This window comes from Streptomyces sp. NPDC107528, from assembly GCF_055639295.1.
Window position 1 is genome coordinate 54,006 of record NZ_JBVKAV010000018.1, and the last position, 26,588, is coordinate 80,593.

General features: G+C 66.3%; 22 protein-coding genes. 13 read left to right on the top strand and 9 right to left on the bottom strand.

Features of this window, described 5'->3' with window-relative positions; all coding sequences use genetic code 11:
- Nucleotides 1-104: 104 nt before the first annotated feature.
- Both ACZ7L5_RS41885 and ACZ7L5_RS41890 read left to right on the top strand, forming a co-directional pair.
- Nucleotides 105-1,979, top strand: a complete 1,875-nt coding sequence (locus tag ACZ7L5_RS41885; protein WP_471523947.1) for a WD40 repeat domain-containing protein — start codon at nt 105-107, stop codon at nt 1,977-1,979.
- A 1,283-nt stretch (nt 1,980-3,262) separates the two neighbouring features.
- A complete protein-coding gene (locus tag ACZ7L5_RS41890; protein ID WP_471523949.1) occupies nt 3,263-3,940 on the top strand; it encodes a GntR family transcriptional regulator in 678 nt (225 codons plus the stop codon).
- A 41-nt stretch (nt 3,941-3,981) separates the two neighbouring features.
- On the opposite strand, the gene ACZ7L5_RS41895 is transcribed toward ACZ7L5_RS41890, so the two are convergent.
- The 3 genes from ACZ7L5_RS41895 to ACZ7L5_RS41905 are packed head-to-tail and all read right to left on the bottom strand — an operon-like array spanning nt 3,982 to nt 6,561.
- Nucleotides 3,982-5,055: a 4-oxalomesaconate tautomerase gene (locus ACZ7L5_RS41895; RefSeq protein ID WP_471523951.1), complete on the bottom strand. Its 1,074-nt coding sequence runs from the start codon at nt 5,053-5,055 to the stop codon at nt 3,982-3,984.
- Nucleotides 5,052-5,786, bottom strand: a complete 735-nt coding sequence (locus tag ACZ7L5_RS41900) for a 4-carboxy-4-hydroxy-2-oxoadipate aldolase/oxaloacetate decarboxylase (RefSeq protein ID WP_471523953.1) — start codon at nt 5,784-5,786, stop codon at nt 5,052-5,054. The genes ACZ7L5_RS41895 and ACZ7L5_RS41900 overlap by 4 nt, the downstream gene beginning before the upstream one ends.
- A gap of 28 nt (nt 5,787-5,814) precedes the next feature.
- Entirely contained in the window at nt 5,815-6,561 is a 747-nt protein-coding gene (locus ACZ7L5_RS41905) for a PIG-L deacetylase family protein (RefSeq protein ID WP_471523955.1), read from the bottom strand.
- 256 nt (nt 6,562-6,817) lie between these two features.
- On the opposite strand from ACZ7L5_RS41905, the gene ACZ7L5_RS41910 reads away from it, so the two are divergent.
- The 11 genes from ACZ7L5_RS41910 (at nt 6,818) to ACZ7L5_RS41960 (ending at nt 19,671) form a co-directional block, all read left to right on the top strand.
- Nucleotides 6,818-8,509 carry a hydantoinase B/oxoprolinase family protein gene (locus tag ACZ7L5_RS41910; protein ID WP_471523957.1) on the top strand — a complete coding sequence of 564 codons (1,692 nt, stop codon included), beginning with the start codon at nt 6,818-6,820 and terminating at the stop codon, nt 8,507-8,509.
- Nucleotides 8,506-10,572, top strand: coding sequence for a hydantoinase/oxoprolinase family protein (locus ACZ7L5_RS41915; RefSeq protein WP_471523959.1), 2,067 nt, complete (start codon nt 8,506-8,508; stop codon nt 10,570-10,572). The genes ACZ7L5_RS41910 and ACZ7L5_RS41915 overlap by 4 nt, the downstream gene beginning before the upstream one ends.
- Nucleotides 10,569-11,432: an urea carboxylase-associated family protein gene (locus ACZ7L5_RS41920; protein WP_471523961.1), complete on the top strand. Its 864-nt coding sequence runs from the start codon at nt 10,569-10,571 to the stop codon at nt 11,430-11,432. The genes ACZ7L5_RS41915 and ACZ7L5_RS41920 overlap by 4 nt, the downstream gene beginning before the upstream one ends.
- A 97-nt stretch (nt 11,433-11,529) precedes the next feature.
- Complete coding sequence (locus tag ACZ7L5_RS41925) at nt 11,530-12,462, top strand: transporter substrate-binding domain-containing protein (protein ID WP_471523963.1); 933 nt, start codon at nt 11,530-11,532, stop codon at nt 12,460-12,462.
- Nucleotides 12,446-13,423 carry an amino acid ABC transporter permease gene (locus tag ACZ7L5_RS41930; RefSeq protein WP_471523965.1) on the top strand — a complete coding sequence of 326 codons (978 nt, stop codon included), beginning with the start codon at nt 12,446-12,448 and terminating at the stop codon, nt 13,421-13,423. Before ACZ7L5_RS41925 ends, ACZ7L5_RS41930 begins: the two co-directional genes overlap by 17 nt.
- Before the next feature lie 9 nt (nt 13,424-13,432).
- Nucleotides 13,433-14,200, top strand: coding sequence for an amino acid ABC transporter ATP-binding protein (locus tag ACZ7L5_RS41935; protein WP_471523967.1), 768 nt, complete (start codon nt 13,433-13,435; stop codon nt 14,198-14,200).
- A gap of 13 nt (nt 14,201-14,213) precedes the next feature.
- A complete protein-coding gene (locus ACZ7L5_RS41940; RefSeq protein ID WP_471523969.1) occupies nt 14,214-15,098 on the top strand; it encodes a carbon-nitrogen hydrolase family protein in 885 nt (294 codons plus the stop codon).
- Nucleotides 15,098-16,237: a pyridoxal phosphate-dependent aminotransferase gene (locus tag ACZ7L5_RS41945; protein WP_471523971.1), complete on the top strand. Its 1,140-nt coding sequence runs from the start codon at nt 15,098-15,100 to the stop codon at nt 16,235-16,237. Before ACZ7L5_RS41940 ends, ACZ7L5_RS41945 begins: the two co-directional genes overlap by 1 nt.
- 1,087 nt (nt 16,238-17,324) lie before the next feature.
- The gene (locus tag ACZ7L5_RS41950; RefSeq protein ID WP_471523973.1) at nt 17,325-18,326 is read left to right on the top strand and encodes a DUF6192 family protein; all 1,002 of its coding nucleotides are present in this window, start codon (nt 17,325-17,327) and stop codon (nt 18,324-18,326) included.
- Nucleotides 18,327-18,328: 2 nt separating this feature from the next.
- Nucleotides 18,329-18,748 (top strand): RacP protein, encoded by a 420-nt coding sequence (locus ACZ7L5_RS41955; protein ID WP_471523975.1) that lies wholly within the window; start codon nt 18,329-18,331, stop codon nt 18,746-18,748.
- 74 nt (nt 18,749-18,822) lie between these two features.
- On the top strand, nt 18,823-19,671 hold the full coding sequence (locus ACZ7L5_RS41960) for an IS5 family transposase (protein ID WP_471523977.1): 849 nt from the start codon (nt 18,823-18,825) through the stop codon (nt 19,669-19,671).
- Nucleotides 19,672-19,810: 139 nt separating this feature from the next.
- Here ACZ7L5_RS41960 and ACZ7L5_RS41965 read toward each other — a convergent pair whose 3' ends face one another.
- The 6 genes from ACZ7L5_RS41965 to ACZ7L5_RS41990 form a co-directional block, all read right to left on the bottom strand.
- Nucleotides 19,811-20,890: a WD40 repeat domain-containing protein gene (locus ACZ7L5_RS41965; RefSeq protein WP_471523979.1), complete on the bottom strand. Its 1,080-nt coding sequence runs from the start codon at nt 20,888-20,890 to the stop codon at nt 19,811-19,813.
- 384 nt (nt 20,891-21,274) lie between these two features.
- Nucleotides 21,275-22,531, bottom strand: a complete 1,257-nt coding sequence (locus ACZ7L5_RS41970; protein ID WP_471524028.1) for an ABC transporter permease — start codon at nt 22,529-22,531, stop codon at nt 21,275-21,277.
- Between the two features lie 8 nt (nt 22,532-22,539).
- Nucleotides 22,540-23,241, bottom strand: a complete 702-nt coding sequence (locus ACZ7L5_RS41975) for an ABC transporter ATP-binding protein (RefSeq protein WP_471523981.1) — start codon at nt 23,239-23,241, stop codon at nt 22,540-22,542.
- Complete coding sequence (locus ACZ7L5_RS41980; RefSeq protein ID WP_471523982.1) at nt 23,238-24,584, bottom strand: efflux RND transporter periplasmic adaptor subunit; 1,347 nt, start codon at nt 24,582-24,584, stop codon at nt 23,238-23,240. Before ACZ7L5_RS41980 ends, ACZ7L5_RS41975 begins: the two co-directional genes overlap by 4 nt.
- A gap of 160 nt (nt 24,585-24,744) precedes the next feature.
- Complete coding sequence (locus ACZ7L5_RS41985; RefSeq protein ID WP_471523984.1) at nt 24,745-25,647, bottom strand: hypothetical protein; 903 nt, start codon at nt 25,645-25,647, stop codon at nt 24,745-24,747.
- A 178-nt stretch (nt 25,648-25,825) separates the two neighbouring features.
- Nucleotides 25,826-26,251: a peptidase inhibitor family I36 protein gene (locus ACZ7L5_RS41990; RefSeq protein WP_471523986.1), complete on the bottom strand. Its 426-nt coding sequence runs from the start codon at nt 26,249-26,251 to the stop codon at nt 25,826-25,828.
- Nucleotides 26,252-26,588 lie beyond the last annotated feature (337 nt).

The window sequence follows — 26,588 nt, forward strand, 5'->3', positions numbered from 1 at the left end:
AGTAGTCTCGCCGCATGAATCTAAAAGGCCGTGCAATCGCGCTCTCCGGTAGGTTCGACGCCCTCGGACCGGGTGAGGCCGAGCGACGTCTGGAAGCTGCGGGCGTGCACGTGACGGATGAGCTCACGCCCTCGACAGCTGCGATCTTCGTAGGGCGGGAGGCATCGAGGGACAGGGGCAACAGGGCGTACGTCCAGGGCATACCGAGCTACGACGAGGCGGCCCTCCTCGCGGCGCTCGCCGAACTTGAGGAGCCGGTGAGCAGGACCGCTGAGCCGCCGGGCTCTTTCGTCGACTTCGCAGCGCTTGCTGCGGCCGGCCCGGCGGAACTGGAAGAGATGCTGAGGGGGGCCGATTGGGCAACTTTTGTGCCGGCCCGCGACTTTCCGCTGCTGCGGGCCCGGCTCATGGAGCTCGAAGGCGAGCACGGTGTCACTGCCGCGCACCGGTTGGCCACGAACATGATCCGTCTGCGGGGCACAATGGTGAGCCGCCCGTATGGACACCGGTCGAATTTCACCGCGTTGGCGCTCAGCCCGTCCGGCACCCATCTGGCCACGGGCGACTGGGGCGAGGGCGAGAGTGGCACCGCGCAGGTCTGGGAGGTCGCGACCGGGCGGTGCGTCAACGTCCTGAAGCGGATCGACGGCGGCATCGGCTGGGATGGCCATGCGCGCACCATGCAGTGGTCGGCCGACGGCCTGCATCTGGGCATGGCCTTCCGCACCAACGCGATAGGCGTGTGGGACCCGTTCGGCGAGTCTTCCGAGTCACGCGCGGAGGCCCAGGTGACCAACGGCGCTTCCCGTCCGCCGGCCTGGGCGCTGCACCCCGACGGCCGCAGCGCCTACGTCGCGACGTGGAACAAGGACCAGGTCGGTGTGCAGGGCTGCCTGGCCCCGCTGGAGCACGGCAAGCTGTTCTGGCTGGCCGAGGACGCCGAGATGCCGCATGAGCACATTCTGGCCAAGGGACCCGTGCCGGCGGACATCTGTGAACCCTGCGGGGAGGGGCTGGATGTCGACCGTTCGCCCATCTGGTCCCCCGACGGGAACCGGCTGTACGTCGCCAACCGCTCCGAAGCTTTCGTCGTCGATGTTCCTACGGGCGCCCCGCTCTGGCTCACCCACAAGGTCGACTGGCTTGCCGAGTGGAGTCCGGACGGCCGCTTTCTCGCTCATATCCATAAGGGGCTGCTGCACTTCCGTGACGCGGCCACCGGCCGCCCGGCCGCCGACCCCGCACCGACCGCCGGGTCACGCTGGAATCTGTCGCTGCACTGGGGCATGCGCGGTGACACCGCCCGGCTCGCCGCCGTGCTGAACGAGAAGGCGGCCGAGCCCGGCGTGCAGGTCTACGACGACGGACGGCTCAGCCACCGACTGGCCGTCACCCCTGCAGAAGCAGCCCTGGCCCGTGAGAACAAGGACTTCGCGGTATGGGCCTGGGCACCGTCCGGAGACCAGGGAGCCGTCCTCACAGCAGCGGGAGACATCGAGATCTGGTCACTGGGCGACGGCGAGCCCAGGCGCCTGCGCACTTTGGCCGCCCCGGCCGGTACGCAAGGCGTGCTGTGGGGCGCTGACAACATGATCGTCGCGGCGGGCGAGAAGGTCCTGCGGTTCCTGCGGGCCGACAGCGACGAAATCGTGGGCGACTATACGTTTCTACGGAAAGCGGACGCTGAGCTGCCGATCCACCCAGACTACGTCTACGACGAATTCGACGGCAGAATCCTCGCGCTCGACGAGCACACCTGGTGTTTGCCCATCGAACCGGACACGGCCATCGCGCCACCCGAGCGCCGCGCCGACATCGAAACGCAGCTGGCCTGGATTGTCGACCGACGCTTCGCCTGGCCACTCCACTGGGGCCGGTTCGACATCTGGCCGGACGCGGCAACCGCGGTCGCCCACCTCCGGACCACGTCACCGGACACCAAAGCACTGCAGGAGGCCGTCAGGGAAACGGCCGGATAAGAACGCTCAAAAATGGTCGGTCCCCACGCCGAACCTGTAGGGATCATCCACTGCGAGCGATGAGCGGGGTGATGCTCATCGCTTGAACCAGGCCGCTGCGACCAGGAGAGTCGAGAAGGGCGCATCCGGCTCCCGGGCCGGAGAATCATCGTTTAGCCGCCCAGCCTGCCAGACCCCGGACAGTCGATAGGCGCCCACGCGCGAGCCTGGCAGGCACCCGGAGTGGAAGGGCACCACTCATCCAACTACCGGCCAACACAGCGGATACGCAGCGTTACAGATCAGCGGATCTGGCACAGGCACTCAGGCAGGTACACGGGCTACGTACTCAGCCTCCGCATGCAACATCCGCCCGCATGTTGACGCACCCTGCTCACGCCGGGAGCCAGGCGGCCGCGCTGTGGCCACCCGTGTTCATGCAACCCGCCACACAGGGCAATCACTTCCCCTTGTCCAGCCACGTTCCGCAACCCAGAGCCTTCTCTCCCCTGCCCCGTCTTCGTGGTCATACGTGACCTCCCATCAAGTAAGCCGATACAGATCACGCTGGTATTCAGAACCCAGCGGGGCTCTACCGTGCTCGACCGACAGATCAGTACCACCACCCCGCAGCCCACCTATTCCAACGGCCGCCACTGCTCGCCGGACGGCTCCCAGGTGAGCCTGACGGTCACCAGGGCACGCTGATCCCACGCTGACCCTCCGCGCCGCAAACGGAATTGGGTCAGCGAGGCGTTCGGGGCGTCTCCAAGACATGGGAGCCGCCCACCTGGACGGGGCCAGCTACCGGAAGGCTCCAAGGGAAGTCGGAGAAGTGCCGCTGCACGCGCTCGCTGTGTTTGGCCATGGTAGGCGCGTACTTGGGGGCGGGACGACGGCTGCAGGTGACCGCGCTCGGCGTGCCGGCCCCACGTGAACTACAGGCGCCGGGCGAAGTCACGGGCTCGGCCCAAATCGCCTGGTTCCAGGAAACCTCAATTGCTCACCAAGGCAGCCGCGGCCCGGCGCAGCGCGCTGAAGCGGGATCGAGAGACGACTCTAGGGCCGTGGCAACCGTCCACCGCATTCTGCTAGGGCGGAGGCTGGCGCCGTGCCTTCTCCAAGGGCCCGGGACGGCCAGAGGCCGGCTGGCCTGGAGCCACGGCGCCGGAATGGGCATCTCCCGGGGATCGCGCTCAGCCGCATCAGCCCCTGCATGTGCCTGCCGAGGACATCTGTCGCTAATATTGTTGCAGATATAGGCGCCCGTCGAAATCCGGCGGCATCTGGAGGGAGAGTCCCCGGTGGTGTCTCAAGCAAGCGGCCAAACCGCCGACAAACAGGACCCGGCAGACCGCCTGCGCACGCTGATCCTCAAGGGAGAGATGGCCCCGGGTCAGCGACTCGTGGAGGCCGATCTCGCCGAACTCCTCCAGGTGAAACGTTCTGCGGTGCGCACGGCGCTGGTGCAGCTCACCTCTGAACGGCTCGTCGAGCGGATCAGGAACCGCGGCGCACGGGTCCGCGTGGTCACCGTCGCTGAAGCGATCGCGGTGTACGAGTGCCGCATGGTGCTGGAGGGCCTGTGTGCGCGCAAGGCTGCGGAGAACATCACCAAGTCCGAGGCCGAGCAGTTGGGCGCGATCGGCAGGAGCATGGAGGCAGCTGTCCGGAACGGGGACCCGCTGCAGTACTCGCAGTTGAACGAGCAACTGCACACCCGGGTCAGGGAGTTCGCGGCCCAGCCGGTCGCGAAGGCCATGCTCGAAGGCCTGCACGCGCAACTGGTCCGGCACCGCTTCCGCCTGGCCCTGCGCCCCGGGCGACCCGCAGAGTCCCTGCCCCAGCATCTGGCGATCATCAGGGCTGTTACCAAGGGGGACCCTGACGCCGCGGAGGCGGCCATGCGTGAGCACGTCCTCGACGTGATCAGGCTCCTCGGTGAGACCGAGGAGCCAGAGCTGGGACAGGTCGGCGGCTGAGCGACACGTATCTGTTGGTCACGCGCTGCCGGTGGCCGGCCTCAGCCGCGTGGGAAAGCCATCCCGTCGAACAGCTTGCGCGCCGTGCGTACGACGCCGCTGCGCCGTACCGTCGGTGGCTCGGCGGCTGGGTCGACGTCCACCTCGATGACCAGGTGTCCGGTGGGGTGTTCGATGTCCACGCGGATGCCGTCGGCCGGCCAGGACGTGGTGAGGTCGTGTCCGACGGCGCCGGGAAGGCGTACCGCGGTCGCGGCGGAGATGGCGCCCAGCACGCCGATTGCGGTGTGCGGGCGGACGGGGATGAAGGTCCGGGTGGCGAGCATGCCGCCGTCTCGAGGCGCGGCCACGAGCGTAGTTTTCGGTACGGACTGTGTGGTGACGTCGCCGAGGCCCATCAGGGCACCGGCTTGGATGCGCAGCCGGTCGATGCGCGCCAGCAGCTGCTGGTTGGCGGCCAGTTCGCTGTGGGACTCGTGGCCGCTGAGGCCGAAGGACTCGGCGGAGGCGACGACGACGGGCATGCCGTTGTCGACGCACGTGACGGGTGCCCCGTCGATCACGTCCTGCACACTGCCGGTGGGGAGAAGCCGGCCGGTCGCCGACCCGACGGTGTCGGCAAACTCCAGCACGACCGGCGCCGCCGTCCCGGGGACGCCGGCGATCGCGGTGTCGCCGGCGTACTGAACAACACCTGCCGGGGTGGGGAACCGCGTGAGGGCCACGCTGCCGGAGTTGACCATGCGGATGCGGACCTCGGTCTCCGGGTCGCCGGCGGGGACGAGCCCTCGTTCCACAGCGAACTGGCCCACTCCCGCAAGGAGGTTGCCGCAGTTCTGGCGGTCGCTGACCACGGCCTCGTCGACACCCACCTGGAGGAAGAGGTAGTCGATGTCGGCGCCGGGGTGGGCGGAGCGCGAGACGACCGCGACCTTGCTCGTCAAGGGGGCCGCCCCGCCCAGCCCGTCGATCTGCCGGGCATCAGGTGTGCCCAGCAACCGCATCAACAAGTCATCACGGGCGGGGGCAGCGTCCGGCAGGTCCTCGGCGAGCAGGTAAAGGCCCTTCGACGTCCCGCCCCGCATCAGCACGCACGGCACACCGGTCGCCGTCACGGTGCCGTCCCTGTTCCGCCCTCGGCGGTCACACGTTCCTCGGCGTACTCCTGAGCGGTGACATAGCGCACGCCGAGCTGGTCGAGCGTGGCCCGCAGTCCGTACCGGTCCAGGCCGAGTTCGCCTGCCCGGAAGGCAGCGCGCGTGGCCTTCTCTTTCGCCGTGCGGGCGCGGGAGGCGACCAGGGCCTGGTTGACCTGTGCTCGGGGGACACACACCACGCCATCGGTGTCCGCAACGATTGCGTCCCCCGGGTGGATCGGCTGGCCGCCGACCACGATGGGGGTATTGACGGATCCAGCGGTGGCTTTGACACTCCCCTGGGCGCTGACTGCGGTGGACCACACGGGGAAGCCGAGCTGGTGCAGATCAGCGATGTCTCGAACACCGGTTGTTGTGACAAGTCCGCGGACCCCGCGCTCCATCAGCGCGGTGGCGAACAGTTCACCGAAAAGACCGTCCGTGCAGGGTGAGGTCGTCGTGACAACCAGAATGTCGCCTGGACGGCACTGCTCGACCGCTGCGTGGATCATCAGGTTGTCGCCCGGCCAGCAAAGCGCAGTGACGGCCGTGCCCCCGATCCGCGAATTGAGAGACGCGGGCCGGATTGTGGGGCCGAGGAATCCGGTGCGGCCCAGTGCTTCATGCACGGTGGCCACGCCGTACTCGGCCAGCACGTCGACCTGGTACAGCGGTGCGCGAGGCGGGTCGGTGACGATTACCTTGTCCATCGAGGTTCCCTCCTGGTCTGTCCGTCTGTCATGCCAGCGCTCCCGTGACCTGCGGGTAGAGCCGCATATAGGCCTCGCCCATGGTGGTGTGCGGCAGTCCGAGATTCGGTCCCGCGTTCCGTTTCAGCTGTACGCCGCGCCGCGTGGCCAGATCGGTGTAGTAGTCCCACATGTGTTGCTGCGCGGGCAGGCATTCCATCGCGGCGCGCTTGCGCGCGAACACTGGTGTGATGTCGAGCAGGACATCGGGATGGAACTCGCACATCTCTGGCTGGTGCGGTTCGAACGAGAACACCGGTGGCGCGCCGAGAGGTTCGCCCGGGGCGTCGTACCCGATCGCCTGTGCCAGCACGCGTGCCTGCAGGGCCATGCGGGCTGCGGCTGGGTGATCGCCGTTGTAGGGGTCCGCCTGCGTGTGGGTCAGCACGACGGTCGGATCCACATCGCGGTAGACGCGGACGAGGCGGTCGACGAGTTCCGGCGTCTCCTGCAGGGGATAGTCGCCGGCGTCGAGGAAGGTGATCTCCGCGCCGAGTGCCTTCGCGGCGTTCTCGGCCTCGGTGCGGCGCATTTCCTTGATCTCGGTCAGGCTCTTGCCATCGCGCCAGGCCCGGGCGGATTCCCCGCGTTCGCCGTAGCTCAGGCAGACCACGGTGGCCTTCTCGCCTCTTTCCGCGGCCAGCGCGATGGCGCCGCCCGCGCGCCAGACGAAGTCGCCCGCGTGGGCGCTGACGACCAGCAGTGATGCCGAGCTTTTCGGTGACTGTGTGGACATGGTCTCCCTCATTTCTGGCGTGGTTGTTCGCCCCGTCACCGGCCCGGGAGGACGATGCAAGTGATGCGGTGGTGGCCTCTCAAGAAGGAGGCGGTGCTGCCGCGGTGACGGTCCTCAAAATGTGGAACCCCTCCCCCACTTTGTCAACAATTTCGGTCGAATTAATGGTGAGGATCGGGTTGACAGCGTCGTGCGGGCACGTCAACCATGGCGACCAGAGCACCTGTACCCCAGTTCAACGGAGGGAGGAGGGCTAATGGCAACAGTCGACAGCGGCGTCGCCGATGAGGACCTGGCGCCCTCTGTACCAATCGACCCGATCACTCTCGAGATCCTGTGGAGCCGGCTGATCGCAATCGCCAACGAGGCCGCCACAACCCTGAAGCGCACCGCTTTCTCGCCCATCGTCACGGAATCCAACGACTTCGCCTGCGTCGTCTTCGATGCCCGTGGCAATGCGATCGCCGAGAACACCATCGGTATTCCGAGCTTCAACATGACGATGGGCGTCACCCTCGCGGAGATGCTCCGATGGCGCCCCGCCCACGAATGGCAGCCCGGCGACGTCGCCTGTACGAACAACCCGTGGATCACGTCCGGCCACCTCCCGGACGTAACGGTCATTGCCCCGGTGTTCCGGGAGGGCCGCCTCCTCGGCTGGACAGGCAGCATCGCCCACATGGCGGACATCAGCGGCGCCCTCTGGTCCGCCGACACCCGCTCCGTCTTCGAGGAAGGCATGTTCATCCCGCCCATGCTGCTCATTGAGCGTGGCGAGATGAACGAAACGTTGCTGCGCCTACTGAAGGCCAACCTCCGCATGCCCGTGGAGGTGGTGGGTGACCTCATGGCGCAGGTCACCGCCGGCCGCACGGCGGCCCAACGCCTGGTCGAGTTCGCCAACGAGACGGGCATCGACTCCCTCGACGCGATCTCCGCCGAGATCTGCCGTCTTTCCGAGCGTTCGATGCGCCGAGCTGTCTCCGCAATCCCCGACGGGACCTACCGCGCCAGCCACGACCTCGACGGCACGATGGACGGGGAACCGGTTCACCTGGAAGTCGCCATCACCGTCCATGGAGACGCCATGACGGTGGACTACGCCGGCACGTCTCCCGAGGTCACCCGGGCACTCAACGTGGTCAAGCCCTACACCGACGCTTACACCTGCTACCCACTCAAATGCGTGCTGGACCCCGCCACCCCGCGCGCCGAGGGCTCATACCGATGTATCACCGTGGCAGCCCCCGAGGGCTCGATCCTCAATCCCCGCTATCCCGCGCCCGTCAACGCCCGCCAACTCGTCGGCCACTGCCTGGCCATCACTCTCTACAAAGCCCTCGCGCCGGTCATCCCCGACCGGGTCATCGCCGAATCAGGCAGCGCACCTTCGCTGCGAGCCGTCATCTCCGGCCCTCGTGACGAGCAAGGCAGCCAGTTCACCGCCATCCCCTTCCTCAACGGTGGCATGGGTGCCCGCCCGGTCGCTGACGGCCTGTCAGCGACGTGCTTCCCCTCGAATATCGAGGCCGGCTCCATGGAAGTCCTCGAGGTCACCGCTCCACTGCGGATTCGACGCAAAGAGCTCCTGCCCGACTCCGGCGGAGCGGGGAAGTACCGCGGCGGGCTCGGACAGAACGTCGAGATCGAACTGCTGGCCCCCGGCGAGTGCACACTGTCCCTTTTCGTCGAACACGTAGTCAACGCCCCCCAGGGCATCCTTGGCGGCCACGTGGGTGCGGCGTCCCGGGTCCTGGTGAACGGCCGAAGCGATGGCTTCCCACTCAAGGGACGCAGCAGGATCCGACCCGGCGACGTGATCACCATCGACTATCCCGGCGGGGGCGGCTACGGCGACCCGTTCGAACGCGCTCGCGACGCCGTCCGGGCCGATGTCCATGCCGGGCTCGTCTCGGAGTCCGCGGCCCGAGAGGTGTACGGCCTGTGAACGCTGCTCAAGCTCCCAGAATCGCCGGTGTCGATGTCGGCGGCACCTTCACCGACGTCGCCCTCTACAACCCCCTCCGCGGCGTGGTGGAGGTACACAAACTGCCCACCACTCCGGACGACCCGACCCGGGCCATCATCGACGGGCTGAACGCCCTCGGCGGATCCCCGCACGTCGTGCACGGCACCACCCTCGTCACCAACGCGCTGATCGAACGCCGCGGCGCACCCACCGGGCTGATCACCACCGCCGGGTGGCGTGACGTCTTGGAGATCGCCAACGAACTGCGCTACGACACCTTCGACCTCTTCCTGCGCCGCGCCGAACCACTGGTGCCCCGGCACCTGAGGCTGACGGTGGCAGAGCGGATCGGGGCCGACGGCTCCGTGGTCGAGCCGCTCGACGAGGACGCGGTGCGCGAGGCCGGCCGCCGGCTCGTCGATCAAGGCGTCGAGGCGGTCGCAGTCGGGTTCATCAACTCATACCGCAACCCGACACACGAGCTGCGCGCAGTGGACATCCTGCGGGAGGCGTTCCCCGGGCTCACGGTCTGCGCTTCCGCCGAGGTGGCGCCCGAGATCCGCGAGTACGAGCGGTTCTCCACCGCGGCCGCCAACGCCTCCGTGCAGCCTCTGACCACCCGCTACCTGCGTCGACTCGCCGATCGGCTCGGCACCCCGCCGATGATCATGCTGTCAGACGGCGGCATCACCACGGCCCGCGCCGCTTCCGACCGCCCGATCGCTCTGGTCGAGTCCGGGCCCGCCGCCGGCGCCATGGCCGCGGCACACATGGCGCAGACGTGCGGATTCAGCGATGTCGTCGCCTTCGACATGGGCGGCACGACCGCGAAGGTCTCCCTGGTCCATGACGGGTCACCGGCGCGTACCCACACCATGGAAGTGGCCCGGGCCCACCGTTTCAAGCGGGGCAGCGGATTCCCCGTCCGCGTGCCCACTGTCGACCTGATCGAGATCGGTGCCGGCGGCGGCAGCATCGCCTGGGTCGACGAACTGGGACTGCTGAAGGTCGGCCCCCGCAGCTCCGGCGCCGTCCCCGGCCCGGCTTGCTACGGCAAGGGCGGCACCGATCCCACGGTCACCGACGCCGACCTCGAACTCGGCTACCTGGCGCCCGCAAGCTTCCTCGGCGGCGCCATGACTCTGGACACCGAGGCTGCGCGCCAGGCCCTCGATGCGCTGGCCGCTGACCTGCACACCGACCGTAGAACCGCCGCGGCCGGCATCGCCGGCGTCGTCAACAACGCCATGGCGACCGCGGCACGCCTCTACATCTCCGAGCAGGGCCGCGACCCCCGCGGGTACCGCATGGTGGCCTTCGGTGGAGCAGGCCCGGTGCACGCCTACGACGTCGCCCGCCTCCTGCACATCGGCGAGGTCGTCTTCCCGCGCGGGGCGGGCGTCGCGTCCGCGATCGGCATGCTGGTGGCGCCCCGTGCCATCGAATGCACCACGTCGCTGGTGGTCCCGCTCGACGACCCGGACTGGGATGCCGTGGACGCGGTGATCGAGGACCTGGAGAGCCAGGCCCGCGCACAGCTGGAAGAGGCGGACGTCGACCCTGCGGACATGCGGCTGGAGGCCGCGGCCGACATGCGGTACGTGGGCCAGGGATACGAGCTGACGGTGCCGCTGCCGCTCGACCTCGTCCGCGCGCACGACACCTCGGGACTCGTGAAGGCATTCGAGGCCGAGTACCGCACCCGCTTCGACCGGGTCCTGCACGGCATGCCCGCCCAGGTCATCTCCTGGCGGCTGCGGGCCCTGTCGTCGCCGGTCGTGGACACGGTGGAACTCGTCGGCAGTGACAACGCGGCGTCACCGGCCCGAACCGGCACCCGCCCCGCCTACTTCGCCGAGATCGGCGACTACGTGGACACGCCGGTCTACAGCCGCGCACACCTCGGCCGGGGCAAGATCCAGGGCCCGGCGCTCATCGAAGAAACGGAGTCCACGGTCGTCGTCGGCCCCGCCGGATCCGTGTCTGTCGACGACATGGGCAATCTCGTGATGACCATCAACCCGGACGGAGAGGGCCGATGACCACCACCCCGAAGCCGGAGCCGATCTACCCGACCGGCATCCTGCCCAAGGTTTACACCGACACAACGATGTACGAAGCGATCGGCTCCGCGACCGACCGCCGCACCCGTGTCGGGGAGTTCACCCTCCCCATCCGCACCGGGAAGGCGTGGCAGCTCAAGGCGGGCCAGATCTGCCGGATCTCCACTCCCGACGGCCCCCAGGTCGGCGACTTCAACTTCTGGAACGCCGACAACCCGCGCGAGCGGTTCTGGGCGGCCCGCACACGCCAGATCCAGGGGACTCACGTCACGACCGGCGATCGCCTGTGGTCCTGTCTGCCGTACCTGCGGCCGATGCTGACGATCACCGGCGACAGCGTCGCCTACGGGGTCGATGAGTACGGCGGCGGCTGCCACGACCTGCTCGGCTCACGCTGCGATCCCCACATGAAGAAGCTGCTGACGGGCGAAGAGGTCGACGACCACTGCCACTCGAACCTCGTCAACGCCGTCGAACCGTTCGGACTGCAGGAGTCGGACGTCCACGACGTGCTCAACGTCTTCCAGCTGACCGGACTGGTCGACGGCGGCAAGTACTACACCGCCGCATCCCCCGCGAAGCCTGGCGACTACATCGAGTTCATGGCCGAGATCCCCCTGCTGTGCGCGCTGTCGAACTGCCGCGGCGGAGACCTCTCCCAGCCCCGATGGGGACCCGACGCCAAAGACACCAGCGCACACTGCCGCCCCCTGCACGTCGAGGTCTTCGACCTCGACCCCGAACTGCTGGATGGCTGGACGATCCCCGAGGTCTCCACCTACCACGGCCGCCGCGAGCGCAACAACACCCAAGCTACCGGCGAGGCACACACCGCGTAGCACCCACGGCCGCAACACCCGCGGCTCGAAAGGACACGACGGAAACCTCCGTATTGGGGACGGTGCGGTCCCTGCAGCAGATGAAACGAGGAACGCCATGACCGTTCTGCACCACCGGCGAAGCGGCCGCGCGCTGCTCCTGGTCGTATCAGCCGCGGTAGCCCTGGCTGCCTGCGGGGTCACCTCCACCGAGGACAAGGCCGGACCCGGCAGCGGGTCCGCCGTCAACATCGGCGCCATACCAGTCGACGCTAAGGCGCGAGCCGCCCTCCCCGACGAGATGAGAGAGTCCGGGACCCTGGACGTAGCAAGCGAACTCGACTGGCCGCCGTTCTCTTACCAGGACGCCGGCGGGAAGACCACGGGCATCGACGTCCTCCTGGTCCAGGCGCTTGGCAGGAAGCTGGGTCTGAAGGTGAACATCGCCGGCCTGGGCGCCGACACCATCATCCCCAGCGTGCAGAACGGCCGGTATGACATCGCGGTCAGCCAGCTCGTCACGACCCCGGAGCGGCTGCGGGCCGTCAACTTCGTCACCTATGTGCAGAACACGCTGGGCATTATCCAGCACAAGGACTATTCCCCGAAGGTCACTCCGGCGGACATGTGCGGGAATACGTTCGTCGGCACGCAGGGAACCGGACCGCTTGACTTCGCCCGTCAGTACTCCGAGAAGGAATGCACGGCCAAGAACAAGCCCAAGATGACCATCCACGTCTTCGACAAGAGCGCGGCCACGATCCTCGCCGTGGCGAACAAGCGTGGCGTCTTTCTCACCAACCGCGCTGTGGGCGAATACGTGGCATCCACTTCCGACGACGGCCTGGTGATGGGAAAGGAAACGATCCCCGGCTCCCGCACCGTGTCGGGCATCGCGTACTCCAAGAAGCACCCCGAGGTCGGTAAGGCTGTTCGCGCTGCGCTGCTCTCCCTGGTGAGCGACGGCACCTACCAGAAGATCCTTGAAAAGTGGAACGTGACCGACCAGGCCCTCAAGGCAAGCGAGATGCGCAATGAAACAGGGTCCTGACTCCGGGTCCGCGGCAAGCCGGCCGGTCCGTACGCGCGCGCACGAGGTCGTGCTGGAAACCGACTCTCGTCGGCCGGAGCCGATCGAGGCCGGCCACGCCCGCGAGCCGGGCAAGTGGATCGCGTGGATCCTCCTGGTCTTCGTTACGGTCTGGATCGCCCACGCGCTGATCACCAATCCGGGCTTCGAATGGGATGTCGTCGGCGAGTATCTGTTCGCCCCCGAGATCCTCACCGGAACTGCTGTCACAGCACAGCTCGTTGCCCTGTCGATGTTCATCGCCATCGTGCTGGGCATCGTGCTCGGTGTGATGCGGCTGTCCCACAATTCGGCCGCCTATCTCGCCTCCAGCGCCTACGTCTGGTTCTTCCGCGGGACGCCAGTCCTGGTCCAGCTGATCTTCTGGTACAACATCGCCACGTTGTATCCGCAGTTCACACTGGGAATCCCTTTCGGCGGACCTGATTTCGTATCCGTCGAAAGCAACCGGGTGATGACGTCCTTCACCGCCGCGGTGATCGGGCTGAGTCTCAACGAGGCCGCCTACTACGCCGAAATCGTCCGTGCGGGCATTCTCTCCGTCGACCGGGGACAGACCGTCGCCGCCAGAGCGCTCGGCTTCACCCCGGTCCAGGTGATCCGCCGCATCGTCCTTCCCCAGGCCATGCGGGCCATCGTCCCGCCGACCGGCAACCAGATCATCGCCATGCTCAAGTACTCGGCCCTGGCGAGCGTCATCGCGGTGCCGGAACTGCTGCACTCCGCGCAGTCGATCTACAACCGCACGTTCGGCACGATCCCCCTGCTCATCGTCGCCTCCATCTGGTACCTCGTCCTCGTGACCGTCCTGTCGATCGGCCAGCGCTACGTCGAGCGCTACTTCTCACGAGGCCACCTCGACGACGGCCAAGACCGCTTCGCCGCCCTGAAACGGCGCATGCCCATTCTGCGGAAACTCTAGGAGGGCCGCATGCAGCCACCACCCATGGTGCACGCCGATCAGGTGCACAAGGCCTACGGCGACACACCGATCCTCAACGGAGTCACACTGACAGTCGAGCGCGGCGAGACAGTCTGTTTGATGGGGCCGTCCGGCTCCGGAAAGAGCACCTTCCTACGCTGTATCCACAATCTGGAGACGATCGACGCCGGACGCATCCGCCTCGACGGGGACCTCGTCGGCTACCGCGAAACGGGCGGGCGCCTCCAGCAGTTGAGCGGCAAGGACATCTGCCGTCAGCGCTCCCAGATCGGCATGGTCTTCCAGCACTTCAACCTCTTCCCCCACATGTCCGTGCTGGACAACATCACAGCCGCACCGATCCGAGTGAAAGGGATCAAGCCGACTGACGCGGAGCAGACCGCTAGGAAGCTGCTCAAGAGCGTGGGGCTCGCTGCGAAGGCAGACAGTTATCCCCGCCAGCTCTCGGGCGGGCAGCAGCAGCGGGTCGCTATCGCGCGCGCTCTCGCCATGGGCCCCAAGGTGATGCTGTTCGACGAGCCCACCTCCGCGCTCGACCCCGAACTCGTCGGCGAGGTCCTCGCGGTGATCCGCGACCTGGCGCACACCGGCATGACGATGATCGTCGTCACCCACGAGACCGGATTCGCCCGCGAAGCCGGCGACAGCCTCGTCTTCATGGACCAGGGCCGCGTCCTCGAATACGGCCCCGCCCGCGACGTGATCGCCCACCCCAAGCATGAGAGAACGCGCGAGTTCCTCTCCACCATCCTGTGAAAGGAGGCCTTGCATGAAGGACTTCGTCGATGTCGCGATCATGCAATTCAAACCCCGCCCCCTCGACCTGGATGGGAACCTGCACGCCATGGCCAGCGCCGTGCGGGCGGAGGCAGCCCGGCACCCCACGGACCTCGCCGTCTTCCCCGAGCTCGCCACCACCGGATACGTGCCGCCGGCCTACAACGACGACTTCCGACGCCGACTGACGATCGCAGCCGACACAATCCCCGGCCGCACCACCGTGGCCCTTGGCCACGTCGCACGCGAGACGGGCACCCACATCGCCGTCGGCCTCGCCGAACGCGGCCCCCACGACGAGTTGTTCAACACGCTCCTGCTCATCGGCCCGGAAGGCGAGATCATCGGCGCGCACCGCAAGGTCCACTTGTGGGATCAGGAGTCCAACTACTTCCACACCGGGGACCGGTTCGACGTCCTGGACAGTGGCTTGGGACGCATCGGTCTGTCCGTCTGTCACGACTCGCGCTTCCCTGAAGCCACCCGCCAGCAGGTCGTGGCCGGCGCCGAGATCCTCATCTGTGTGTTCGCCTACGCCAGCGACCCGGGAGTCCCCCCGGACATCCTCACCCACCGCACGGTGACACGAGCCTGGGAGAACAGCTCGTACTACGTCCTCGCCAACCGCCTGGGCAGCGAGTACGGCGCCACCTTCGTCGGCCGCAGCGTGATCGCAGGACCCACCGGACAAATCCTCACCGCCACCCACGGCGAGCGGGACCCCGTCGTCCGCGCCCGCCTGCACCACCAGCCCCTGGCCGACAGCCGCCTCGTCGTGAACGTCGCCCGCGAGCGCCGTCCCGACGTCTACGGCAACCTCACACCTCCCGCACTCGCCGAGACGAGACCGAGCAGCCCGAAACCTGAGGCACACTGATGACCCTCTTCGCCCCGTCGGACCGCGTACAGCACATACTTCAGCACTCCCTGCGCCCCTCCACCCGCCCCCCGGCGGGCATGATCTCCCTCGCGTCGGGCGAGCCGGACTTCGACACCCCGGAACACATCCGCACGGCACACACCGAGGCACTCAAGGCCGGCGCCACCCACTACGCCGCCTGGAACGGTGCCCCCGAACTCCGGGAAACCCTCGCCCAACACGCCGGCGGGCCCTCTCGGCCCGTGCGGACCGCGGACCACGTCCTCGTCACCCACGGCGGCAGCGGCGCCCTCGCCGCGACGATCCTCGCCTGCGTCAACCCCGGCGACCGGGTCATCATCCCCGTCCCGACCTACTCCCTCTACGCCGACCTGGTGCGCATGGCGGGAGGCCAGCCCGTCCTCGTGCCCCAGCAGGACAACCTGCACCTTGACCTGGACGCCGTTGCCGAGGCAGCACCGGGCGCCCGCATGGTCGCGATCTGCAACCCCTGCAACCCGACCGGCATCGTCTACTCCGCACAGGAGCTCACACAGCTGAGGGACATCGCCGAGCAGCACGGTCTGCTGGTCCTGGCCGACGAGGCCTACGACCACATCGTCTACAACCCCGCTCAGTTCACCTCCGTCCTGGACATCCCCCGCCTCGCCGAGCGGGTCCTGTACGTCCAGACGTTTTCCAAGACCTACGCGATGACAGGCTGGCGCATCGGGTACCTCATCGCACCGCCCGACGTGGTCACCGCGGCCGCAGTGGTCCACACCCGCATGGCCGGTCCCCTCAACACCGCCGTGCAACGCGCCGCGTTGGCGGCCCTCAACGGACCCCAGGAGCCCGTTCAGCGAATGCTGGACGAATACCGCGCGCGACGCGAACTCGTGACGCAGGTACTCGGTGACGTGCCCGGCACCCGACTACGGAGTCCCGACGGCACGTTCTACACGTTCATCGCCCACACGCCACGGCTGACGTCGGTGCAAGTGGCTACGAACGCCCGCGAGTGGGGCGTAGCAGTTCGCCCGGGAAGCGAGTTCGGCGGCGAGGGATACATCCGGCTGTCGTTCGCAACCGACCGGGAAACCCTTACCAACGGGTTGGGACGATTGCGCGACATGTTCGCAGCGACGCAACCGTGATCCTTCGCTCATCACCCCACCATGTGCCCGAGCCGTCGGGCGTGCCAGGTCTGTGCGGTGGAGATGGGCAGGGCGAGGCGTGGGCGGGCCCTCGCGGCACTCGACGCCGGTAACGCCGCAGCATGGTCACCCAGGTTGCGGCAACAGTTACACGGCCATCGGCGGTGCGGAGCGGGAACCCGCTGGTCCGGTCTGGCGATAGGCAGCGTGGTTGCACAACAGTAGGTCACGATGGAAAGTGGCGACATCACGCCCCCCAGCTGGCCGCACCAGCATGATCGTGGCCAACTTGCTCGTGCAGGCAGGGCGGCGTCGTGTGGGCGGCCTGGCGGGCCTTCCTCCCGTAGTTGACCGTGGAACTCCTGAGCCAGGCCCTTCGTCGTGCGTCATCGACGGAAGAATGCGCAGAGCCGGCCCCAGGCAAGAAGAGCCCGCGGGAAGCTCCCGCCATGTCCCTCCGTTGTCGATGACGTACCGCACAGCGTCCAACATTTGCCGGTGGCGGAAGCCATTCGGCCCTCAGCCCCAGGCCGCCAGCCAGACCGGGACCAGCATTAGTGCGTGTTTCTGATCCCCGGTTCTGAGTAGCCTTGGGTTCTACGCTGGCGTGGTGTCCAGGGGCATCGGGCGGGCCGGAGAGAGGGACTGTCGGGCTTGTGGTGATCGGCTGAGGGCGGGTTCGCGGCCTGACGCTTTGTTCTGTTCTGCGGCGTGTCGTGCCAGGCAGTGGCGTACGGACCGGCGGTTGCGCAAGCTCACGGCTGCCGCGCTGGGCGGTGCGGGCGAGGTGGAGTGTCCCGAGTGCGGGGCCCGGTGGGTGGCCGGCGTTGACCGGAGATCGAACGCCGTCTTCTGCTCGCGGCGGTGTGTGGTGAGGGCTTGGAGGCACCGGAAGGAAACGTTCGGCGAACGGGCACAGTGACCGCATCGCGAACGCATTCAGAGTCCAACTTCGTTCAGCAACCAGTCACTTGCGGTCGTTCGTTGTGATCTGTGGATTTACGGTCTGACTCTCGGGTGGAGAGTGGGCCGTGTCCACGTCACAGACGTCAGCTCCGTGCTGCGGCCCGCATGGGTGGTGAAACCCATGCCGGAGGAGATCGACAAGGTCGGAAGCGTCAGCCAGTCCCGTTACGAGCAGATCGTGGCCGAGCTGCGGGACGTGGTGGAACAGCAGACGCGCGGGCAGTTCACGATCGGGGACCGCGCCCTGGAGATCGAGCCGATGAGGGAGCCGGGCGGTCACAACGCGGTGGACCCGGAGTGGTCGGTGACCACGACCTTCACACGGCTGGCCGAGGACATCGGCCTGAAATTCAGCACAGTGAAGTCGGCAAGGTGGACGTCCTCGCGCTGGCCGGTCAGTCGACGGCAGAAGGGCGTCTCCTACACCGTTCACCGGATCCTGGCCTACATCGAGAACGATCAGGAGCGGTTCGACGCGATCCTCACACCGCCCTCGGGGAAGGCCCGGTGGACACCGGACGACGCCAGCCGCCGGGTCGGCAACCAGGTCGAGACACCGGTGACGCCGCAGGAGAAGATCACCGCGATCCACACGCTCGCTCAGGACGACCAGGTCGCCGCGACGGTGACCAGCGACTTCCTGAAACGGCCGGAGGTGACGGCCAAGGTGACCACGGTGGACAAGGCCCGGGTGGTGGAGGAGTTCACCCGCGACGAGCAGGTGGCCACCACGGCGGCCACGAACCTGCTGCGCAGGCCGGACGTCGCGTTCAAGGCGATGAGCGACGACACCGCCCGCTTCCAGGTCAACCATGCCCAGGTCGAGCGGTCCCGGCAAGCCCGCGACCACCTCGAGGACACCAGCCCGGTCACCCCAGCGGTCCGCAACATCGACCGGACGGTGGAGTTCCTGGACCTGGTTACCGCCTGCCACTCCTTTGTCGCCGCGGCCGGCCGGACCGTCCCGGGCCTGCGCGACCGCACCCTGAGCGAGGACGAGGCCACGATCGTGCACCAGAACGTCGCCAGAGTACGGGCGACGCTGGACTGGATCGAGACCGCGGTCGACACCGGCAAGGTCGACATGGACGACGAGCTCGCCCGCATGCTGCGGGGCGAGTAGTCGTGCCCCGCGCCTCACGGCGGCGGGGCGAGGCCGCCCAGCGGCATGCGGACACCCTGCGGTTCGTATTGTTCGAAGCGCGGCCCGCGGGACTGCTGTTCCCCCAATTGACCCGCGCCAGCGAACTTTCTCCCAGCCAGGTCAGGTCGGGGCTGGCCGCCCTGCGCGACATCATCGCCGCAAACGGCTGGCCACCGCTGATCTGGACCCGGGCCGACGGCTACCAGCTCGGCGCCGAACGTGCCGCGCTTCAGGCATACGAACGGGCCGTACTCACCGAGAAACTGACCGAGTTCCGCCGGTTCATCACCGGCACGGTCGCCCCGCACGCCGCCGCCCACCCGGGAGACAAGTGGATCCGCCACATCATCGCCCAGCTCAACTTCATTGAATCCACCCTCGACCTCGTCGTCTCTTCCTGACCACCAACGAGAGGGCGCCCTGCTTCCGGCTGGCCGCCCTCTCCCCACCCGGCTTGGAGGGAAGCGAAGCCGTCATGCGCCAGCGTCGCTATCCCTCCGACACCACGAACGCGGAATGGGCTCTGCTCGAACCGCTGTTGCCGACCCCGGCCTGCGAGACCAGCCACGGCGGCCGGCCGGACAGGCACCCCCGCCGCGAGATCGTCGACGCCATCCGCTACGTCGTCGATACCGGCTGCAAGTGGCGGGCCCTCCCCGCCGATTACCCGCCTTGGCGCACGGTCTGGGGGTTCATGGCCCGCTGGGCGGCGGCCGGGATCATCGGCCAGATCCGCGACCATCTCGCCGGCCGGATCCGCCGCGACATGGGCAAAGGACCCCGAGCGGTCGCCACCGTGATCGACTCCCAGAGCGTGAAAGCCGCCGAGACCGTCTCCAGGGCCACCCGCGGCTACGACGCGGGCAAAAAGATCAACGGCCGCAAACGCCACCTGGTCGTCGACACCCGCGGCCTTCCCCTCATGGTCATGGTCACCCCCGCCGACCTCCACGACGCCGCCGCCGCGAAGGAAGTCCTCTTCCGGCTCCGCCTGATGCACCCCGAGATCACCATCGTCTGGGCCGACTCCGCCTACGCCGGAAAACTCGTCGACTGGGCAAAACAGCACCTCAACCTCACCATCAAGCCGGTCAGCCGCCCCAAGGACGCCTCCGGCTTCGTCGTCCTTCCCCGCAGGTGGGTCGTTGAACGCAGCCTTGCGTGGATGATGCACGCACGCCGCCACGCAAGGGACTACGAACGGCTCATCCAGCACTCCGAAACCCTGATCACCTGGGCCGCCATCACCCTCATGACCAGGCGTCTGGCCCGGAAAGGCGCCAACCCCAGCTGGCCGAGGAAACCGGCATCAGCCGACGTCTGACGGCGCTTCTTCTACTCGGCGCCTCGCCCGAAGCCCGGCAGCCCAGAAGGCCGCCGGACGAGGTTGAATTCCGGCCTGAACACTCCACCACTGCCCGGCAAGTCGTGGTGTCCGAGACGCCGGGAACGGAGTGCCAGGGCTAACGGATGGCCAGAGTGAGGTCCCACACGCGGATGCCGTCCTCAGAGGCGGTGACGGCGACGGGAGTTCCTGCTGTCTCGGTGACCATCTGGAGACGGTGGCCGGTGATCGGTTCTCCGATCTGCTGGCCACTGGCCAAGTCCCACACACGGGTCGTGCCGTCATCGCTTCCGGTCACGACGATCGCGCGACCGGCGACCGTAGCGGTTCCCAGAGTCTGAATCCCGTCGGTGTGACCGGTCATGGGCGCTCCGATCGGCTCCTGCGTGGTGAGGTCCCACCTGCGCAGCGCGTTGTCGTCGCCGACGGCCACCACCATCGTCCGGCCGTTCACTTCGGTGATCGTGATAGCCCACATGGACTCGGGACCACCGGTGAGGTTCTTGCCGATCTGCTCCCCGGTGAGGAGATCCCAGGCCTGAAGGAAATCGTTGGCGCCCCCCGTGACAGCGACCGGCCGGCCGTCGACGAGAGCAGCCCCCATCCCTCCGTTGTAATCGCCTTCGATCTCCGCGATGCGTTCGCCACCATGGGTCAAATCCCAGGCCAGCAGCGTACCTGCTTCGCAGCTGCTGACAGCGATCAACCCCTGGTCGGACGCCACGGTGGTCAGCGAGGCGACGCCCAGCGCGTGACCGGTCAGCGTCGTCCCCACCTTGCGACCAGTACGCAGATCCCACACACGCACAGCCCCGGACATCATTTCAAGGTCGGGATGGGAAAGGTCGAACCGGCCACCGCCGGTCACCACTACTGGACGACCGTCCAGATGCGCCACCCTCAAGGCAGAGGCGATCTCATAGGCGTCCGCTTCGAGCCTTGGCCTCTCGTCCTCGTCAGGGTCGTCCTCGTCCCACAAGCCGTTCTCGAAGTACCAGTCGTCCTCCGGGCCGGCCGCGTCGAGCTCCAGGTCACGCTTGGCGCATTCACCACCGAGCAGGTCGCAAGTCCACAGCGTTCCGTCATCGTCAACGCTGACCGTAACGAGAGCACCGTCCAGCTCAAGCACAGGCGTGGTCTCGTGTGCGCAGGCGTGGGAGTGGCCTGAGAAGCGACGCATCATTCGATCATCAGTCATGTGGGGCACCCTAACTGCCAGCACTGACAGTCCAGGTGCCCACGGTCACATACCTCAGACAGCCGAACGGCATCACGACCAGAGTTGGAAAACACGCACTTACGTCGGACACCACCTGCCACTCCGTGTCGTCATGTCGGCGATACCGCCACACCCCGTCGCGGCAGTCAACCGCGGTCCGGAACCGGTGCGAGACAATCGCGAGCCGACACACGCGGGTTGGACGGGACCGGGACCGACACGCAACAGCGGGACAACAGGGCCTCCCTGCACTCCCAGCCCCTTCCCCGTTCGATCCAGAACCCTCGTCATGATCGATAAGACAACGGCTTGAGGCAGGTTGTGAAGCCAACTCTGGAGTCGAGCGGGAGGAGTAAGCGGGCGTCAGTGGCGCAGTGCTTCCGCGGGCTGGATGCGGCTGGCGCGCCATGCGGGGTAAAGCCCGGCGAGGAGCCCGGCGGCCAGGCCGATCACCGGGGCGGCGACGACCGTCGCCGGGTGGATGACAGCCGTCCAGTCGCGCAGGATGGCCACAAGGACCACCGTCACCGTGCCGAGGCTTGTCCCGACCAAACCGCCGAGTGCGCCGAGTGCGCCCGACTCAGCAAGGAACTGCAGGGTGATGTGCCGGCCGCGGGCACCCAGCGCCCTTCGCAGCCCGATCTCCCCGGTGCGTTCCAGCACGGCCACCAGGGTGGTGTTGGCGATGCCAACGGCTCCAATGGCCAGACAGATGCCAGCCAGCACCATAAAGAGGTCATTGAGGTCAGAGGTGACATTCCCGCGCAGGCTCTTAGGTTCTGGAGGTGAAATGGCCTTGAAATACTCCGGGTGTGCCGGATCGAGCGCCAACGGGGCGTCAGAGGCGATCTGCCGGGCCGCCCCCAAATGTGTCGAGATGAGCATCTTCGCCCGCTCACCGCTGTCCGGTCCGCCCCAGATGCGTTCGGCGGCTGTCCGTGGCACCACGATGGACAGCAGCAGGTCCGCCTTGCGTTCGACGTCCTCGACGATGCCAATGACGGTGAAGGCGTTGTCACCCACAAAGACCGCCGGGGCGGTCTCCAGCGTTGTGATGCCGAGCCGGGCGGCCAGGCCCGCCCCGATCACAGCCACGCTCTCACCCTGGCGATCGTGGTATGCGTCGAAAGTTCTACCCTGTGTCAAGACGGGGCCCGCCGCGGCAAGAACGCCGGAAGACGCCGCTATGACCTGTGCCGGTTCACCCGCCTTCCCGGTGCCAGGGGGTGCGGCCGAGACCACCTCCTGCGGGCCCAGCCGCACCGTCCAGTACACGCCGGCTTCCCGTACCCCGTTGAGCTTCCGGATACGGCTGTCCGCCTGGGGCGGGAAGGCGTTCTCGAGGAATTCGGGCTGATCACCGCCTGTGTCCTCTACGGTCACCTCGGTGGCGGTCAGCGCGTTGAAGCGGGAGTCGATCTGGGAAGACGTGGTAGCCGTGAGCCCCAGGACCGTGACGAAGGTCCCGACCCCGAGGACAGTGCCCAGCGCGGTAAGCGCGGAGCGGGCCGGGCGCTGGAGGATCCCGGCTGTGGACTCGGAGAGCAGATCCCTGGCATTCAGCCGCGACCGGTCAATTCTCCTCGGGCGGTCGGTGCGAAGAGTGCGAAGTCCGGACATTGGAATCTTCATGCGGTCGTCACCTGCTCGCTGAGCACACCGTCCCTTATGGTCACGGTGCGCTGGCCACGGGCCGCGACGCCCGGGTCGTGTGTGATCACCACGAGTGTCATGCCGTCACGGTGGAGTTCGTCCAACAGAAGAAGAATCGACTCAGTCGTCGCGGTGTCAAGGTTGCCGGTCGGCTCATCGCACAGCAGCAGCGACGGGCGGGTGACTAGTGCACGGGCGATGGCGACTCGCTGCCGTTCACCACCCGACAGTCTGGTGGGCAACGCGTCGATACGGTGGCCGAGGCCGACCCGCTCCAGCGCTTCGCGGGCCCGCTGAGCCCGGTCACGGCGCGCACTACCGTCGTAGACCATGGCCAAGATGACATTCTCCAACGCCGAGCGGTGCGGCAGCAGATGGAAGCTCTGAAAGACGAAGCCGATACGCCGACCACGCATCCCGGTACGTTGCGTGTCTGAGAGCCTCGCGGCGTCGACGCCGTCGAGCAGGTAGTCGCCCTCGGTGGGGGCGTCGAGCAGGCCCGCGATGTTGAGGAAGGTGGACTTACCCGATCCTGAGGGGCCAACCACCGTAACGTACTCACCCCGTTGCACGGTGAGTTCGCATGCCTTGAGGGCCACCACGGGCGGCGGGCCGGCATAGGTGAGACCGACCCCTCGGAACTCGATGACCGGAGGTGCGGTTGTGCCGACGGTCATCGAGAGACCCCGATAATGACTTTGTCATCCTCGGTGAGGCGCCCATCGTCGACTGGGGTGACCTCGGTGTAGCCGTCACCGGAGGTGCCGGGACGGACCTCCACGCGGCGTCTCTCGCCGAGCCGCTCCATGACGGTGACGGTGGTGCGGGAGTCGGCACTGGCGGAAAGGGCAGACACCGGGACGACGAGCACATTCTCGCCCGTCGTCGCTGCCTCGACAGTCAGGCGTACATCTTGGCCGGCGAGCCGGGCAGAAAGCGGGGTATCCGGTTTGACTACTATGGGATATCCCTGGCCGCTAGATGTGGCCTCCTGTTCCTCGCTCTCGGGGGCGGACGGCGCATCGGCCACAGAGGCGACCGTGCCGTCCACCTGATCTCCGGAGATCTCCGACAGCACCGTGACCTTCTGGCCCGGCCGCACCAGATCCTTCTCGTGAGGGCCGAGTAGGCCCTTTATCACGAGCCGACCCGCGGAGATGGTCGCAAGCTTCCCACTGACTTCGCCACCAACCTTGGCGGTCATAGAGTCAACGCGGGCCGGGAAGCCAGCGAGGAAGACCACCTCGGAGGCAGGCACTGTCGGGCCCGAGACAGCCTCGGCCTCGCTGAGCTGCCTCTTAGCGTCAGCCAGGTCCTCGCGCGCGTAACGGATGTCGTTCGCGCTGCTCTTGTCTGAGTCGGCCGCCAGCAACTTGTTGAGGTAACGCTGGGCATCCTTGACCTGCCGTTGGGCGGCGCTGACCGGATTGCCGTCTGGCCCGTCTCCGCCTCCGGCAACGATGGGTTCATAGCCGACGGCCGCGTACAGGGCGGCGACGGCTCGCTTGGTACCGGCACCGTAGGTGCCCGGTGCGTCGACCCCTAGGCGATGTCCCAGACTCTTCAGAGCTTCCTGCAATTGTTCAACGTCGTCACCGTGAGTGCCAGGTTTCAGGTCCCGGTAGACGGGAGTCCCGCCCGGCAGCGCAAAGACGGGCCGCCCGGACACTTCCATCAGCACTCGCCCGGCCGGAAACGTCTGCCCGGAACGTACCATCACCTTGGTGACGACGGGTGCAGTGGAGCCCTCCACGGCCGCTCCGGAGGGAGCGACATCCACGGTCTGCGATGCGGTGACCGTGCCCCGCGTGACGACGGTGTCTGATAGAACTCGCCGTTCGACGGAGGCGGTGAGAACGTTCGGGGACGGCGGCCTCGCATCGGCTGCTGCCTGGGCAGGGGACTTGACGAAGGCCGAACTCCACAGCGTGGCGCAGACGAGCACGATGGAGCCCACAGCAAGGGCGACGACGGTCCGCTTTCGCCGGGACAGCCCAGATTCCACCTGCGTCTGCGACATGATCTCTCCAAAGTCCAGCGATAGTGCCCCGTGCAAGTCGGCAGCCCCGCGGCCCGCAGTCACGGCAGTCACGGCAGTCAAAGTTAGAGGAATTAAGATTCGATTCAACTCGCGGGATTAATAATCCTCGGAAAGTAGTGATGGCTTATTGGCGCGATCTTCAACCCCTTACTCCGATTACACTATCCGCAGCGCGCATCTGCCTTCCGATCATTTCTTTCAGTTCTCGCAACTCAAGTGAATGCTTCTCGATCGCACGGTTCTGATAAGCTACTTCGACAGAAGACCAGACACCAATGAGATTGTGCATTCTCTTGCATCGAGTATCTGCAACTGCCAAACGTTTCTCCTTCTCGCTCGGACTGCCCTCATTAAGGAATGATTCGCCACCGTCAATGATTTCCAAGGGCGTTTCGTAATTAAACCCGAAGCTCTTCAGGCATTTGCTCCACTGACTGAATGCCTTCTCAACTCGACTGTCGACTTGTGCTCGACTGTTTGCTTCTAGAATGAGTTTTTCGGCCAGACGTACGTCTTTGACCTGATCACCTTGGGCTAGGATTTTTCGACTTGCCTGTCCTCGGCAACCCCCTTTGGGCACTGATGTCTCGCCACTTCCGTCAGCCCTTCCAAGAAGGACAGACTCTTCGGCAGGTGAAAGTTCCCGCCTTGCTGATTGGCCCCCTTCACCTTCCTTCAGTGTCAGCGGATCGCGGTAGCCGTATTGTCGCGCCTCGTATTCCGAGGTGACGCCGTACAGTCGACGATTCTGCCTTTCACCTGGACTGCTTCCTGTATTGAGAGGAACATACGAGAATCCGAATTCTCTCATGCATTCAGCCGTCAGAGTTTCGATCGCTCGATTTAGAACTCGAATGTCATCTTGAGATGACATGTACTCTTCCAACGGAAAGGACACGTTATCGGCATCGAATCGTTCCCTGATCTTTGCCGGAGGCTCTTCCGAATCAGCAGAAGCAGACGTGCCTCCGCATGCGGTGATCAACGAGCAGGCCACCAAAGATCCTGCAGCGATGAGTCGTTTATGCATATCAGGCTTCATTCTCAAGATGATGGAGGCGCGAGGGAGCTGCATTCGCTAACGCCCTCAAATGTTTGATGATCAGCATGGATGCGCAGCCCTGCACTCTACGTTTTCTGACGTGCGATACAGGGCTGCGCTGCCTTGCTACTGGCCGACTGGTTACTGAACTTGCCGAGCGATCAGTCGGAATTCTTGCCTAAAAATCGCCCATTCGGTGCGAGCTAAAAGCGTTCTTCCTTGAGTCTGGCAACGTCGACCAGTCGCTGTACCCTTCAGCTCCACCCTCGCCCTGGGCCCCGTAGTTCCATACATGGAAGCACCAGCCGGCGTAATCGTAGTACTGGCATGGGTACGCGTGAGCGTCAGGATTCCGATTCTTCACGGACGCGATATTGTTATTGACCGGACCTCCTACGCCCTTAGTGAAAGTAATACTCGGGGTGTACTGTCTTACTCCCCAAGCGGACTCCCACTCGCCACCTTCAAAATAGCTGTTGTAGTACGAGCAATACATGCCAGAAGTGCATGCATAGGCGGCTGCGGCAGGGGTTGAAGTGGCGACTACTGATCCTGCCGCGGCTACAGTGGCACATATACCTGTGATGATTGCGCGTAGCCTCATTGATCTCCTTACGTTGCGATGGCACCTTAGCGGAGTCACCGCGAGTGGGCCCAGTTTGGGATGGGGTGCAATCGCCCCGAATAGGCGCGAGTGCAAACTGCTAGTTGGTTATACAACCCTCAGATGTACTCTTCAATACCTAGGCGCAATTACGCCGTTTCGAAGCCTTTAGGTGGTGGAAGCGGCCCCTCGGGGACACATTTCGATAGGTAGGCTTTGCCATCAGTAGCGATATCTGCTGGTCAGTGACCTGGCATGCCTGCCATGCTCGGCGTCATGAGGTATCCATGGATTCATCGCAGTCAAGGAAAGCTGCATCGACAGCTCCGAGGACGAT